The organism is Hyphomonas sp., assembly GCF_017792385.1.
GTDB lineage: Bacteria > Pseudomonadota > Alphaproteobacteria > Caulobacterales > Hyphomonadaceae > Hyphomonas.
This window is the reverse complement of record NZ_CP051230.1, coordinates 1,937,367-1,951,843: the sequence shown is the minus strand read 5'-3', so window position 1 is coordinate 1,951,843 and position 14,477 is coordinate 1,937,367. Positions and strand designations below refer to the sequence as shown.

Sequence of the window (14,477 nt, the reverse complement as noted above, 5' to 3'; positions counted from 1 at the left end):
ACGGTGCGGGCGCCAGCCTGTATTTCAGACATGACTTGTATCAATCGGCATGACGGAGGTGGGACATGCGCTGGAAAGGTGGACGCAGGGGCGGAAACGTCGAAGACCGGCGCGGCATGAGCGGCGGCAAGCTGGCAGGCGGCGGCATCGGGTTTGTCCTGATCGCGCTGGTTGTATCCTATTTCCTGGGCATTGACCCCCAGCCTCTGCTCGAGGCCGGCAGCGGCATGTCCAGCCAGCAGCAATCAGGAGACGTCGGAACCCCGGAAGACGAGGCTGGCCAGTTCGTCGACGTGGTCGGCACGAATGTAAACGATGTCTGGGCGGGCCTGTATGATGGCTACCGGAAACCGAATGTCGTCATCTACACGCAAGGCACCGGAACGGGCTGCGGCTATGGCCAGGCCGCCATGGGCCCCTTCTACTGCCCGGCCGACCAGACCATCTATCTGGACCTGTCCTTCTGGCAGCAGATGGAGACCCAACTCGGCGCATCCGGCGCGGATTTCGCCCGCGCCTATGTCATCGCGCACGAATTTGGCCATCATGTTCAAACCCTTACCGGCGCGTCCCAGCAGGTGCGCCAGGCCCAGCAGCGGGCCAAAAGCCAGGCCGAGGCCAACAAATATTCCGTCGCGCTGGAACTGCAGGCGGACTGCTATGCCGGGGTCTGGGCCGCGCATGCCGCCACGGCATCGAACGGAAGGGTTGCGCTGGAACGCGGCGACATGGAAGAAGGGCTGAAAACGGCCAATGCCATTGGCGATGACATGCTGCAGAAACGCTCCCAGGGCCGCGTCACCCCGGAAGCGTTCACGCACGGCTCTGCCGAACAGCGCATGGAATGGCTAAGCCGCGGCTATCAGACCGGCGATCCACGCCAGTGTGACACGTTCAACTGAGCCCATCCGTTTCGGCGGCGGGCCGAGACAGGAAGGGAGACGCCGCGATGACCGACGGCAAGCCAATGGGGTTCGACACCCTGCAGATTCATGCCGGAGCAAACCCGGATCCGGCCACCGGCGCCCGCCAGGTGCCGATCTACCAGACGACTGCCTATGTGTTCCGCGACGCGGACCATGCGGCGGCCCTCTTCGGCCTCCAGGAAGTCGGCTATATCTATTCCCGCCTGACCAACCCGACCGTTGGCGCGTTGGGCGACCGGATCGCGGCCCTTGAGGGCGGGGCTGGCGCCGTCTGCTGCTCGTCGGGGCACGCAGCCCAGATCATGGCCCTCTTCCCGCTTATGGCTCCGGGCCGCAACATCGTCGCCTCCACGCGCCTCTATGGCGGCACGATCACGCAGTTCAGCCAGACCTTCAAACGCTTCGGCTGGTCCTGCACCTTTGTGGACTTTGATGATCTGGACGCCGTGAAGGCCGCGATCAATGATGATACGCGCGCCATCTTCTGCGAGACCATCGCCAATCCGGGCGGCTACATCACCGACCTCGACGCCATCGCTAAAATCGCCGACGGCGCGGGCATCCCGCTGATCGTCGACAATACGACAGCCACGCCCTATCTCTGCCGCCCGATCGAACATGGCGCGACGCTGGTCGTGCACTCGCTGACCAAATACATGACCGGCAATGGCACGGTCACCGGCGGCGTGGTGGTCGACTCCGGCAAGTTCGACTGGTCCGCCTCGGACAAGTTCCCGTCCCTCTCCCAGCCGGAACCGGCCTATCACGGCCTGAATTTCCATGAAACGTTCGGCCCGGCGGCCTTCACCTTTCACGGCATCGCCATCGGCCTGCGCGACCTCGGCATGACGCTGAACCCGCAGGCGGCGCATTACACACTGATGGGCATCGAGACGCTCTCCATGCGGATGGAAAAGCATGTCGCGAATGCGAAGAAGATTGCCGCCTGGCTGGAAAGCCATGACGCCGTGGCGGGCGTCACCTATGCCGGGCTGGACTCCTCGCCCTACAAGGACCGCGTTCCGAAGATCTGCCCGAAAGGCGCAGGGGCCCTGTTTACAGTCCAGTTGAAGGACGGCTATGAGGGCTGCACCAAATTTGTCGGCGCGCTGAACCTGTTCAGCCATGTGGCAAACCTTGGCGACGCGCGCAGCCTGGTCATCCACCCGGCCTCGACCACACACCGCCAGCTGACTCAGGCCCAGCAGATCGCCGCCGGCGCGGCCCCCGACACGGTCCGCCTGTCCATCGGCATCGAAGACGCCGACGATCTGATCGCGGACCTGGACCAGGCGCTGAAGGCCTGAATAATACGAGCTGCGAGCCCGGCTCGCAGCTCATTCATCCTGCCAGTCTTCGCGCCCTTGACGGATACGGAGCACAAGGACCGTATCGTCCTCAATCGTATAAATGATCACATGGGCGCCGTAAGTATGCGCGCGAATGGGCCTGCGCATATACGTTCTCTCGGGATTGGCTAGTGGAAACTCTGCTAGCAGCTCAAAAGCATGGGCAAGACCTTGCGCATAGGCTTGCGCCTGCTTCACGCCGAATAGGCGGATACCTTCCCTGTTGATGTGTGCGATGTCTGCTTCCGCTGCGTGCGAGAAGTCAATCTTCACGACTGCGCAGCCTTCCAGCTGTCCGCCATGACCTCCTTGATCGACTTGCCGGAGAAACCGCTGGCATAAGCCTCGTCCACGCGCTCTTCCATAGCGGTAATTTTCGCGCGCTTCTCCGCATCTCGCCGGATCAGGTCACGAACATAGTCGGATGAGTTTGCATACTTGCCGTCGGCCGTCTGGGATTCGACCCAATCCTTCATCTGCTGTGGCAGGGAAATGTTCATCGTCGCCATGGGCTTGCTCCTTCAAATGAAAAATTTGGGCACTTTGGCAAAGTTTGTCAACCGCCGCACTTGCGAGCCTGGCGCTCTGGTTGCGGGAGCCACGGACAAACAAAAAAAGGCGGCCTCAATAGCCGCCTCTTTTCATTCTGATTGCCTGAAGCCTTACGTATCCAGGAAGCTGCGCAGCTTCCTCGACCGGCTCGGATGCTTCAGCTTGCGAAGCGCTTTGGCCTCGATTTGGCGGATACGTTCGCGGGTCACGCTGAACTGCTGGCCGACTTCTTCCAGCGTGTGGTCCGTGTTCATGCCGATGCCGAAACGCATGCGCAGCACGCGTTCCTCGCGCGGGGTGAGCGAGGCGAGCACGCGCGTCGTCGTTTCGCGAAGGTTCGACTGGATCGCAGCGTCGACGGGCAGAAGCGCCATCTTGTCCTCGATGAAGTCACCGAGGTTTGAATCCTCGTCGTCGCCAATTGGCGTTTCCAGCGAGATCGGCTCTTTCGCGATCTTCAGGACCTTGCGGATCTTCTCCAGCGGCAGGCCCAGCTTCTCGGCCAGTTCCTCCGGGGTCGGCTCGCGGCCGATCTCGTGCAACATCTGGCGCTGAGTACGGATGATCTTGTTGATCGTCTCGATCATGTGCACCGGAATACGGATCGTGCGGGCCTGATCCGCGATGGACCGGGTGATCGCCTGACGAATCCACCAGGTGGCATAGGTCGAGAATTTGTAGCCGCGGCGATACTCGAATTTATCGACCGCCTTCATCAGGCCGATATTGCCCTCCTGGATGAGATCCAGAAATTGCAGGCCGCGATTGGTGTACTTCTTGGCAATGGAGATCACGAGGCGAAGGTTGGCCTCAACCATCTCCTTCTTCGCGATACGTGCCTCGCGCTCGCCTTTCTGCACCGTCTGGACGATGCGGCGGAAATCATCGATCGGAATGCCGATCTCCTGCGCGATCTCGGAGATATTGTCCCGGCTCTCGGTGATTTCGGCTTCCTTGCCTTCGGCAAAGCGTTTCCACTTGGCGGAAATGCCCTTCACCTGATCGATCCAGTCCGGCTCCAGTTCGCGTCCGAAATAGTTCTCGAGGAATTCCTTGCGCGGCACGCCATAGGCATCGCCCATGCGCATCAGCTTGCCTTCCATGCCCATCAGCTTCTTGTTGATGGCATAGAGCTGTTCGACCAGCGCCTCGATCCGGGCATTGTTGATGTGGATCGTCTTCAGATTCTCGACGATGGAATTGGACAGGGCGTCATAGTCCTCCTGCGCCTTCGGCGTCAGGTCCTTGCCCTCCAGACGGCGGGCCACAAGCTTGTCCTGCAGCTTGCGATACTTGGCAAAATCGTCCGCTATCTCGTCGAGCTTGGCCAGAACGCCGTCGCGCAATTCCGCTTCCATCGCGGACATGGACATCGCCGCGGCGTCATCCTCGTCCTCGTCATCATCATCGTCGGACGAGTCCTCACCTTCGGCTTTCGCCTCGTCGGCTTCGTCATCCTCATCCTTGGCCTTCGGCTCCGGCGGCGGGTTTTCCGCGCCATAGGTCGCCTCAAGGTCGATCAGGTCGCGCAGCAGGATCCGCTCGTTCACGAGCTCGTCGCGCCACACCATCATGGCTTCGAAAGTCAGCGGGCTTTCGCACAGGCCGCGGATCATCGCATCCCGGCCGGCCTCGATGCGCTTGGCAATCGCGATCTCGCCTTCGCGGGACAGCAATTCCACCGCGCCCATCTCGCGCAGATACATGCGCACCGGATCATCGGTCCGGTCGGACCCGCGGGCATTGCCCTTCTTGGCGACGACCTTCTTGTCCTCGATCTTGGTGAGGGCCTTGCCTTCGGCCTCGGCCTCTTCCTCGCTCTCGACCACGGCAATGCCCATTTCGGAGATCTGGGACATCACATCCTCGATCTGGTCCGAGGTCATTTCATCATTCGGAAGAAGGGCGTTGATTTCATCATGGGTGATGAAGCCGCGCTTCTGGGCGCGCTTCAGGACCTTCTTGACGTCCGTTGCCGTGAAATCGACCAGGCCGTTCTCATTGTCCTTGTCGTCTTCGCCGTCGCCATCGCCGGAAACGTTCTTCTTCTTGGTGGCTGTTGCCATTCAATTCTCTCCTGTGAGGGACCGGCTGCGCCTGCCGGGGACCCCTCCCGAATTATTGCCTGCCCTGTTAGCTTTCGCCGACTCTTCCTGCTGCCTCGTTCATGCGGCCCCGTCGGGCCGTCCGGTTCTCAACGGACTGATGACGCCTGTGCCATATGCATGGCAACAGGGTCGATCCCTCACTCGCAGCATCTTCCGTGCCAGAGTCAGGACCAGCCTCGTGCGAACGTCCGGCTGCCATGGATTGCTCGAAGGCCTTTGGCCGTTCCTTTGCCTCGGGTCCTCGGACCGCGTTCAGAGGCGTCGCAGGTGAGTGTTTGAGCAGTTTGGCAGCGCACATGTTCCCAAGATACTGTAAATGGGCACTGTTTGCGTAGCGGTCAATAGGGATTTCTGTGTTTGGGGCCCCTGTGACTAATTCCCGGACCCGTCTGACTTGAACCAGGGGTTCTTGGCTTCGAACTGTTTCCAGAAATCGCCGATATTGGCCTTGCCCATCGCCTTCTCCTGCTGGTCGACGAGGATGCGCTCCTCATGCGCCTTGCGGCGCTCGGCAACGAGACGGCGTTTCAGCTTGAGACGCCGCACTTCGTCATCCGCAGATGGGGCGGTTTCCACCGGAATGAAGACCTCCACCGCAGCCTTCCAGGACCGGTAGGCCGGCTCGTCGGTGCGAATCCGGGATATGCGGGACACATCGATATGGGACAGGTCCGCCTCATGCCCCTCCCGCCTCAGCTCGTCGACCACCGCCTCGAAGGTCAGGTCGCGGTCATCAATCAGGAAATCCACGATCACGTCCCGCAGCCGATTGGACGTCTCATTCCGGAAATCCGCCGCGATCAGCGTTTCCTCCATGCCCGACAGGATGTCCGGATTGGCGATGGCCTGCATCAGCAGGAGCATGCCGGGGTTCTGGCGGCCGCTGGCCTGTGTGGGCAGTCCGGCCTGTGCGCCCATCCCCGGCCCCCGTCCGCCGGGCTTGCCCTTGGTAAATCCGCCTTGCCGCTTGGCCTGCCGGATCTGCCAGAAATGGTCGCGCATGCGCGCGCGCAAATCGCGCTCATAGGCCGCCTTCACGCCGGGATGCCGGATCTGGGCGGCGGCCTGCATCAGCCGCGCCTCCAGCCCCGCCTGGCGCTCCGGCGTGTCCAGCGGTTCGGCATCGCGCTCCCGCAGCCACAAGAGTTCCGACAGGGCAATCCGCGCCTCGAGCGCCTCTCCCATGGCTGCCGGTCCGCGCTCGCGGATCAGATCGTCGGGATCCATGCCGTCCGGCAGCAGTACGAAGAACAGGGACCGGCCGGGCTCGACATGCGGCAGGGCCCGGTCCACCGCGCGATAGGCCGCGCCCAGTCCGGCACGGTCGCCATCGAAGCACAGGACCGGCTCCGGTCCGGCCCGCCACAACAGGCTGATTTGCTCTTCGGTCAGCGCCGTGCCGAGCGGCGCCACCGCCTGGCCGAAGCCCGCCTCTGTCAGCGCAATGGCGTCCATATAGCCTTCGCAGACGATCAAGCCGCCGTCTTCGCCATGGCCCAGCGCTTCACGCGCCGCCTTGTAGCGATACAGCACGCGGGATTTGTGGAAGAGCGGCGTGTCGCCGGAGTTCAGGTATTTGGGCTTGGCATCCGGGGTCAGGCCCCGGCCGCCGAAGGCAATGATACCGCCCCGGCTGTCGGGAATCGGGAACATCAGCCGCCCGCGGAACGCATCATAGGGCTCTCCGCCCCGGTCGCTTTCCTTTGCCAGGCCGGCCTCCAGGATTTCCGCCTGCGTGAAACCCTCGGATTTCAGGTGGTTGATCGTCTTGCGCCAGTCATCCGGCGCATAGCCGAGCCGATGACGTTTCCAGGCGAGCGGCTTGAGCCCCCTGCCCTCGAGATAGTCGCGCGCGGCGCTGCCTTCCGACGACTGCAGGCGCTCCTCGAAATAGGCCGCTGCCGCTTCGCAGACTTCCTGCAACCGCTTGCGATGATCATAGGCCTCTGCGGCGCGCGGATCGGCCTTGGGCAGTTCCATGCCCGCCTCTTCGGCCAGCTTCTCCACCGCTTCCATGAAGGACAGGCGCTCGGTCTCCATGATGAAGCTGATCACGTCCCCGCCCATGCCGGACGAAAAGCATTTGAAGATGCGCTTCTGGTCATTGACGTAGAAGCTCGGCGTCTTCTCATTCGTGAATGGCGACAGGCCGACCCATTCCTTGCCCTTCTTCGTCAGCTTCACCTTGCGGCCGATCACATCCGATGGCCGGATGCGGGCCTTCAGCTCATCGACAAAGCCATCAGGGATGCGGACAGAGGAACTCATGCCGGCGCAGTGTAGCCTCATTGGGGAAAAGGGGGAACGGGCCGCAGTCTGCTGGGCACGCTGAATCCCACAAAAAAGGCCCCGCACTGGCGGGGCCTTCTGTCAGGTTTGCTGCAGCAGATCAGTCGAGATCAGCCGTGAAGCTCATGGCGCTGGCATATTCCTGCTCGGTCAGGTCGATCACCATGCTGCCATCGCCATCGCCCTGGGAAATCAGGATCTTGGCCGGGTCGATCAGCATGCGCTCCTCGGTGACAGCGTCCACAATGCCATCGGACACGACCGCATACTTCACCTGCCCGTCGGACTTCATGATCAGGTCCGTGATCCGCACATCCTTGTCATTGAAGGCCAGGCTGACATTCGTTCCGGTCATCTCCGAAGCCAGGCGATAATCATTCAGGCCGTCCTGTTCGAACTCCTGCAGATCGTCGAGCATCTCCTCGGTCAGATCCATATAGGCTTCCGGCTCGTTTTCCTCATCAAACCGGATCGAAGCCTGGTCGAAGGACACGGTGTGGAGATCTCCGGCAAATCCGTCACGGATGACCAGCATCGGCTGCATGGTGCCGGATGCCAGCAGGACATCCTCAACTTCGCCAACTTCCTTGCCATTCGCATCGGTCACGTCCTCACCGATCAGTTCAGAGGTCAGGAATTCGCCAGACGCCAGCGTGTATTCGGCACGCTCAATGTCAGCTCGCTCGATCTCGCGGTCTTCCATGTCACGGTCGATGTCCATGTCGCCGGTCATACCGTTTTCGCTCGTATAGTCGCGATCATAGGTGGCGGTTTCGGTCATCGTGGCCGATTCGGTCTGTGCCGTTTGGGTTGGGGTGTCTGCACCGGAACAGGCTGCTGCGCCAAGCATCAGGGCTGCCGCACTCGTAGTCAGAAAAAGCCGTTTCATTTCAAAGTCCTTTCGTTGTGTTCAACACACAATCAACGGACCCCTCGGAGGCTTTGTTCCAACCTTTCGCAGAATTAACCAGCGCGGCAGGCGCCTATTTGGTGGCGGCTTTTCCGCTTGTCAGCGCCTTGCGCATGGCCTTGCCGGCCGTGCCGGATTCGATCTTGCCGGGATAGCGCTTTTTCAGCGCCGACATGCAGCGCCCGATATCCTTCAGCTTCGTGGCCCCCAGATCCTCGACCACTTCGTCCACGGCCGCCTGCAAATCCTTGGTGCACAGCGGCTCCGGCAGGAAAGCGCGGATGATCTCGATTTCCTCGCGCTCGCGGATGGCATCCTCGATCCGGCCGGCGTCATCATGCTCACGCGCTGCGGTTTCGCGCTGCGCAATCATCGTGTCGAGCACATTGCGGACATCGGCTTCCGGACAGCCTTCGCTGTCGCCGCGCCCGCGGGCACACACATCCCGGTCGCGAATGGCAGCATCAATCAGGCGCAGGGTCGACAGGCGCGTGGTGCAGCCTTCGTTCTTTTCCTGCTCTGTCTTGAGTGCCTGAGCCACGCGCGCTTTCAGCGACATGACTTCAGTTTTATCTTCCTGGCCCATTCAAAATACGCCTTTCACACCAGCAACGCTCGACGACGCTTGACGTTGCAGGGACTCAGTCCCATTACCCGGAAAAACTGTCGTCGGAGAGAGTTAACCGTCTGACAATGATCCCGGAAGGCAAGCGAAATATGTCCGATCAGAGCAAAAAGCAAGCCAGCTCAACCGCGACGGGAGCCATCGCCCTCGCCGATGGTACCGTTTTTCTCGGCACAGGCGCGGGTGCGGAAGGGGTTCATGTCGGCGAATTGTGTTTCAATACAGCGATTACGGGCTATCAGGAAATCCTCACGGACCCGTCCTACGCGTCGCAGATCGTGCTGTTCACATTTCCGCATATCGGCAATGTCGGCGCCAATCCGGACGATCATGAGGAATCCTCGGTGCCCGGTGCCGGCGGGGCCTGCGGCACGATTTTCCGCGAGCCGATCACGCCGGCCTCGAACTGGCGGTCCGGGCAGGAATTCGGGGACTGGCTGGCAGACCGCAACATTGTGGCCCTGTCCGGTGTGGATACGCGCGCCATTACGCGCGGCGTGCGTGAAAAGGGCATGCAGAACGCCGCGATCTGCCACAAGGCGGACGGCAATATCGATCTCGACGCCCTGATCGAGGCGGCCCGTGCTTGGCAGGGTCTGGAAGCGGCCGATCTGGCGGCGGGGGTCGACACCGACACGCCCTTCGAGAATGCCCAGCGCCTCTGGCAAGTGTCCGGCGGCTACAGCGACATGGAAGACGCCCTGCACCATGTCGTCGTGGTCGATTTCGGCGTGAAGAAGAACATTCTGCGGAATCTGGCCCAGGCCGGCATCCGCACCAGCATCGTCAACGGCGATGCCACGGCTGAAGAAATCTTCGCCCTCAATCCGGACGGCGTCGTCTTCTCCAACGGCCCCGGCGATCCGGCAGCCACAATTGCCCGGTCCGGCGACATGATCCGTGCGGTCATCGACAAGGGCCTGCCCATTCTCGGCATCTGTCTGGGTCACCAGCTTCTGGCACTCGCCCTCGGCGCGAAGACGATGAAAATGCCCCAGGGCCATCACGGCGCCAACCATCCGGTCAAGGATCTGGTGACCGGCAAGGTCGAGATCGTGTCGATGAATCATGGCTTCACTGTCGATCCGGCGACCCTGCCGGAGGGCGTGGAAGAGAGCCACCGCTCCCTGTTCGACGGCACCAATTCCGGCCTCGCCGTCAAGGACCGGCCAATCATATCGGTACAGCATCACCCCGAAGCCAGCCCCGGCCCGCAGGACAGTTTCTACCTGTTCCAGCGGTTCGCCGACCTGATGACGGCCCACAAGGGCTGACGCGCGGCAGACGCCCGCGACAATCCGGCCCCTGATGACCGCGCCCCTTCCCCTGCCGGGTGACAACCGTGTCGGCTGCGTGATCGATGATCTCGTTGGCAAGGGCTGGTCCTGGCAGCCCGGCCTGCTGCCCGACGCCTTGCTGGCGGCGCTGCGCGAGGAGATTCACCTGCTGGACGCAGAGGCCGCCCTCGCGCCTGCCGGGATTGGCCGGGATGACAGTTTCCAGGTCGACCGCTCCGTCCGCAAGACCCGGATCACCTGGCTGGATGGCGCCAGCGCAGCGCAGGCCGCCTTCATGACGTGGGCGGAGCAATGGCGGGAAACGCTGAACCGCGCCCTGATGCTGGGCCTGTTCGAATTCGAGGCCTGCTACGCGGTCTATCCGGAGGGTGGTTTCTATGACCGGCACCTCGACAGTTTCGAAGGCGCCCGCAACCGGATCCTGTCCATGGTGCTCTATCTCAACAAGGCCTGGCACGCCGATCTCGGCGGCGCGCTTGTGATCTGGCCGGAAGGCGCAGGCGACGCCGATCCGTCCGCGGCCCGGATTGTGCCCGAAGGCGGCGGCGTCGTGTTCATGCTGTCCGAAACCATCCCGCATGCGGTCGAGCCCACAGCGCAGCTCCGCTACGGAATTGCCGGCTGGTGGCGCGTCAACCAGGCGGCGGACGGATTGGCCATCCCGATCGCCTGACCTCGCCCGGGCGCCCGCCTCAGTCGAGCTTGCGCAGGAGTCGTTCGAACACGTCGAAAATGGACTCCATCGTGACGCCCGGCAGTTTTCGGGTAAGCGCGATGCCCGCGCCGTGCAGCGCGCCCTGGATGATCGCCGCCACGGGCGCCGCCCGCTCCGGTGCAATCAGTCCCCGTTCGACGAGATAGTCGACCGCCCCCAATATGTTCTGCCGACTGATATCCCGGTCGGAGGACATCCATTCGGACATGCCCAGCACGCCCCTTCCCTCGATCAGCACGATCCGCTGGAAGTCCGGGCGTGACACCCATTCCAGATACCGCCGGCAGCCCGCCAGGATGGCCTGGTAGGGGTCTTCCACGGACCGGTTCTGCATGGCCACCAATTGCGTGTCCCGGTCCATTTCGGTCTGCAGATTGCGCCACACTTCAAGGTAAAGCGCCTGCTTGTTTTCGAAATGATGGAACAGCGCACCCTTGGTAATCCCGGCATCCATGACGATGCTGGACAGGCTCGCTTCGAAGCCTTCATCAGCGAAACGCTGGCGGGCTGCCTCCAGAATGGCGGCGCGCGTTTCGCTGGCTCTTTTGGATCTCGGGCTGGCCATACTAGCTTTTCGGTTGTCGAGCTAACATACCAGTGGTATGTAAATTTACCAATGTGGAGTTTCGGAAACGCAATGTTTCCGACCCGGTACCGCCAACGAGACACCAGGCTGGGTGGCATTCCGATACCGCATTGCCAAAGTGGGACGCGGGACGGTTACGGAGACGGGCAGCATGTCTTGCTCCGTAACCGTCTTTCCATTTTCGGGCGCAGGCCGCTACAGCTAGCAATTCAAAGCCCCCCAAACCCATCGGATCCCAACCCATTACTGTACTAATTACTACAGTAATGGAATCCAGATGCAAGTCATTCGCAATCGTTTTCAATAAACCCCAAAGAAAAAGGGGCCCTCCGACTGGAAGGCCCCCTGATATGTTCAGACTGTGCGACGACTGTCTGGCGCGTGGTTCAGCCGCCAGGCTTGAAGCGCACAGTCGCGCTTTTGAAAGCCACTTCGGCATGAGCGCCCGGCTGTCCACCGCCAATGCTCACGATTGCCTCCCCGGCCTCCGGCGTCACGAACTGCCCGTCCGTGTCGTAATAACCGAGCCGCTCGGGCGAAAGGTCAAAGTGAAGCGTCTCGCTCGCGCCGGGTGCCAGATCGACCACCTCGAAGGCGGCCAGTTCGATTCGCGGCACAGACGCATGCGCCCGGTCCTTGTGCTGGATGTAGACCTGGACAACTTCCTTGCCCGGCATGTTGCCGGTATTCGTCACTGTCACGCTGACCGGCATTGCGGCAGAGGCATCATGCTCTGACGGCACCGAAAGGTCGCCATATCCGAACCCGGTATAGGACAGGCCGTGACCGAACGGATAGAGCGGCTCCCCCTCGAAATATTTGTAGGTCCGGTTGGCCATCGAATAATCGAGGAAGTCCGGCAGATCCTCCACGGATTTGTAGAAGGTCACCGGCAGCCGGCCCGACGGGCTGAACTCGCCCCAGAGCAGATCTGCGATGGCCTTGCCGGCCTGCTCGCCCGGATAGAAGGCCTGCACAATGGCCGGCAGGTTTTCGTCCTCCCAGTTCAGCGCCATGGCCGAGCCGGAGAAATTCACCATCACGACCGGCTTGCCGGTGGCATGCAGCTTCTTCAGCAGCTTTTCCTGGCTTTCCGGCAGCTTGATGTGCGTGCGGTCGCCGCCGAGGAAGCCGTCCAGTTCCACGCCCATCTCTTCGCCCTCGAGATTGGCATCGATGCCGCCGAAGAACAGGATGACGTCTGCGTCCTCGGTCGCGGCCATGGCTTCGGCTTCGAGATCGCGCGACACATCGGTCCAGTTGAGATAGGCATATTTGTCCAGCTGGTCGCGCGGCCAGCCGCTGTCGAATTTCAGCACCATGTGCACGGTATGCGCTTCGCCGGCCTTCATCTCGATACCGTCCATCTCACCGACGGTTTCGCCATTGATCTCGACTTCAGTCCAGCGCGAAGGCTGGAAGCGGTAAACCCCATCGGCCTCGGGAACAATCACGCCATCCCAGGTCGCGCTGAACTCGTCATTCAGCCCGCCCGTGCTGGGAGTGCGGTCCCAGTAGAAGTCGATATTCGCCTCGACCTGCTCCAGCGTTGGCGCGCCTTCAAGTTCCTTGTTGTCGTAATAGGCCGCCTTCACGCCCGGCACGAGATTGCCGTCGGCATCTTCATGGTAGAGGGCCGATGCGGGCACAGGCTTGTAATCCGAATAATTGTCGCCTGCGATGGTCGAGCCGACCGCATAGGTGACATTCTCCGCGCCGATCTTCGCCTTGATGCCTTCCAGGGCCGTCACCGGCTGGGTCGGGCGGCCGTAATAATTGGCCACCAGTGTCCACCAATTGTCTGCATTCGGACCGATCACGGCAACTTTGGTATCCGCTGCCAGAGGCAGGATGCCGTCATTCTTCAACAGCACCAGGGACTGCCGCGCCGCATCCGCCGACAGATCGATATGCGGCTGACTGGCCACGATATCGCGCGGCGTCTGTGCCCAGTGCACGTCTGCCGGATCATCATACATGCCCAGCCGGAACAGCGCGGTGTAGAGCCGCTCGACGGACTGATCGATGGTCGCCTCGTCGATCAGGCCCTGCGCCACAGCCTCCGGCAGGGCATCCATCTTGTTGCCTTCGCCATCGCCGCAATTCAGGTCCGTGCCCATTTTCACGGCCAGCGCGGCGGCCTCGGCACGGGTGTCGACATAATCATGCGCCGCATACGGGGCTTCGCCCGCCGCATGCTTTTCCTCATCATAGTAGAAGTCGCCAATCGCGCCGCAATCAGAGACGACATAGCCGTCAAACTTCAACTCGTCGCGCAACAGGTCGACCATCAGGCGTTCGCTGCCACAGGCCGGCGCGCCCCAGACGGCATTGTAGGCACACATGACCGAGCCGACATCGGTCTCGTCAAAGGCCATCTTGAAGGCCGGCAGATAGGTTTCCCAGAGGTCGGCATCAGACGCGTGATAGTCGTCCCGGTGGCGCGACGGCTCCGGCCCGGAATGGACGGCATAATGCTTCACCGTTGCGATGGCCTTCAGGTATTTTTCGTCATTGCCCTGAATGCCATTGATGAAGTTCACGGCCATGCGGCCGGTCAGGAACGGGTCCTCGCCATAGGTTTCCTGCCCCCTGCCCCAGCGCGGGTCGCGGAAGATATTGATGTTGGGCGACCAGAAAGTCAGGCCGCCATACATGGCGTAGACGCCTTCAGAGGCGTAATAATGGTGCTTGGCCCGGCCCTCATCGGAGATCACCGTCGCCACATCCAGCATCAGGTCTTCATCCCAGGTGGCCGCCATGCCGATGGCCTGCGGGAAAACCGTGGCGTGGCCCGCGCGCGCCACGCCATGCAGCGCCTCGTTCCACCAATTGTACTCATGAATGCCGAGGCGCGGGATCGCGGCGGCCTTGTCGTACATCTGGCTGGCTTTTTCCTCCAGCGTCATCCGGCTGACCAGGTCTTTTGCCCGTGCTTCAGGGCTGAGGGAGGCGTCCATATAGGGTGGAATCTGCGGCGCCACCTCGGCCTGCGCCTCCACGGCATCTGCCTCTGGCGCTCCGGCCGGCTCGGTGGCGCAACCCGCCAGCAGAGCCACCGAGGCCGCAGCCCCCAACAGATTGAATTTATTGAGTATTCCATGCCGACGCATAGCCAT

At 61.8% G+C, this 14,477-nt stretch carries 12 protein-coding genes; 4 read left to right on the top strand and 8 right to left on the bottom strand.

Annotated elements, in window-relative coordinates; genetic code table 11:
- Nucleotides 1-65: 65 nt before the first annotated feature.
- Together HF955_RS09705 and HF955_RS09700 are read left to right on the top strand one after the other, a co-directional pair.
- Nucleotides 66-902 (top strand): neutral zinc metallopeptidase, encoded by an 837-nt coding sequence (locus tag HF955_RS09705; protein WP_027837073.1) that lies wholly within the window; start codon nt 66-68, stop codon nt 900-902.
- Between the two features lie 47 nt (nt 903-949).
- The gene (locus tag HF955_RS09700; protein ID WP_291074904.1) at nt 950-2,233 is read left to right on the top strand and encodes an O-acetylhomoserine aminocarboxypropyltransferase/cysteine synthase family protein; all 1,284 of its coding nucleotides are present in this window, start codon (nt 950-952) and stop codon (nt 2,231-2,233) included.
- 30 nt (nt 2,234-2,263) lie between these two features.
- On the opposite strand, the gene HF955_RS09695 is transcribed toward HF955_RS09700, so the two are convergent.
- The 6 genes from HF955_RS09695 to HF955_RS09670 all read right to left on the bottom strand — a co-directional run bounded on the left by HF955_RS09695 (nt 2,264) and on the right by HF955_RS09670 (nt 8,693).
- On the bottom strand, nt 2,264-2,548 hold the full coding sequence (locus HF955_RS09695; RefSeq protein WP_291074902.1) for a type II toxin-antitoxin system RelE/ParE family toxin: 285 nt from the start codon (nt 2,546-2,548) through the stop codon (nt 2,264-2,266).
- Nucleotides 2,545-2,784, bottom strand: coding sequence for a type II toxin-antitoxin system ParD family antitoxin (locus HF955_RS09690; protein ID WP_291074900.1), 240 nt, complete (start codon nt 2,782-2,784; stop codon nt 2,545-2,547). The genes HF955_RS09695 and HF955_RS09690 overlap by 4 nt, the downstream gene beginning before the upstream one ends.
- A 153-nt stretch (nt 2,785-2,937) precedes the next feature.
- The gene (gene rpoD / locus HF955_RS09685) at nt 2,938-4,893 is read right to left on the bottom strand and encodes an RNA polymerase sigma factor RpoD (protein ID WP_027837070.1); all 1,956 of its coding nucleotides are present in this window, start codon (nt 4,891-4,893) and stop codon (nt 2,938-2,940) included.
- 414 nt (nt 4,894-5,307) lie between these two features.
- Nucleotides 5,308-7,203 (bottom strand): DNA primase, encoded by a 1,896-nt coding sequence (gene dnaG / locus HF955_RS09680; protein ID WP_291074896.1) that lies wholly within the window; start codon nt 7,201-7,203, stop codon nt 5,308-5,310.
- Nucleotides 7,204-7,324: 121 nt separating this feature from the next.
- Nucleotides 7,325-8,113 carry a PRC-barrel domain-containing protein gene (locus HF955_RS09675; protein WP_291074894.1) on the bottom strand — a complete coding sequence of 263 codons (789 nt, stop codon included), beginning with the start codon at nt 8,111-8,113 and terminating at the stop codon, nt 7,325-7,327.
- A 94-nt stretch (nt 8,114-8,207) separates the two neighbouring features.
- Nucleotides 8,208-8,693 (bottom strand): GatB/YqeY domain-containing protein, encoded by a 486-nt coding sequence (locus HF955_RS09670; protein ID WP_291074892.1) that lies wholly within the window; start codon nt 8,691-8,693, stop codon nt 8,208-8,210.
- A gap of 158 nt (nt 8,694-8,851) precedes the next feature.
- Between HF955_RS09670 and carA the strand changes: the two genes are divergently transcribed.
- Nucleotides 8,852-10,033 carry a glutamine-hydrolyzing carbamoyl-phosphate synthase small subunit gene (carA, locus tag HF955_RS09665; protein WP_291074890.1) on the top strand — a complete coding sequence of 394 codons (1,182 nt, stop codon included), beginning with the start codon at nt 8,852-8,854 and terminating at the stop codon, nt 10,031-10,033.
- A gap of 34 nt (nt 10,034-10,067) precedes the next feature.
- Nucleotides 10,068-10,730 carry a 2OG-Fe(II) oxygenase gene (locus HF955_RS09660; RefSeq protein WP_291074888.1) on the top strand — a complete coding sequence of 221 codons (663 nt, stop codon included), beginning with the start codon at nt 10,068-10,070 and terminating at the stop codon, nt 10,728-10,730.
- 19 nt (nt 10,731-10,749) lie between these two features.
- Here the strand turns inward: HF955_RS09660 and HF955_RS09655 are convergent, their stop codons facing one another.
- Nucleotides 10,750-11,337, bottom strand: coding sequence for a TetR/AcrR family transcriptional regulator (locus HF955_RS09655; RefSeq protein ID WP_291074886.1), 588 nt, complete (start codon nt 11,335-11,337; stop codon nt 10,750-10,752).
- A gap of 407 nt (nt 11,338-11,744) precedes the next feature.
- A complete protein-coding gene (locus HF955_RS09650; protein ID WP_291074884.1) occupies nt 11,745-14,477 on the bottom strand; it encodes a glycoside hydrolase family 3 C-terminal domain-containing protein in 2,733 nt (910 codons plus the stop codon).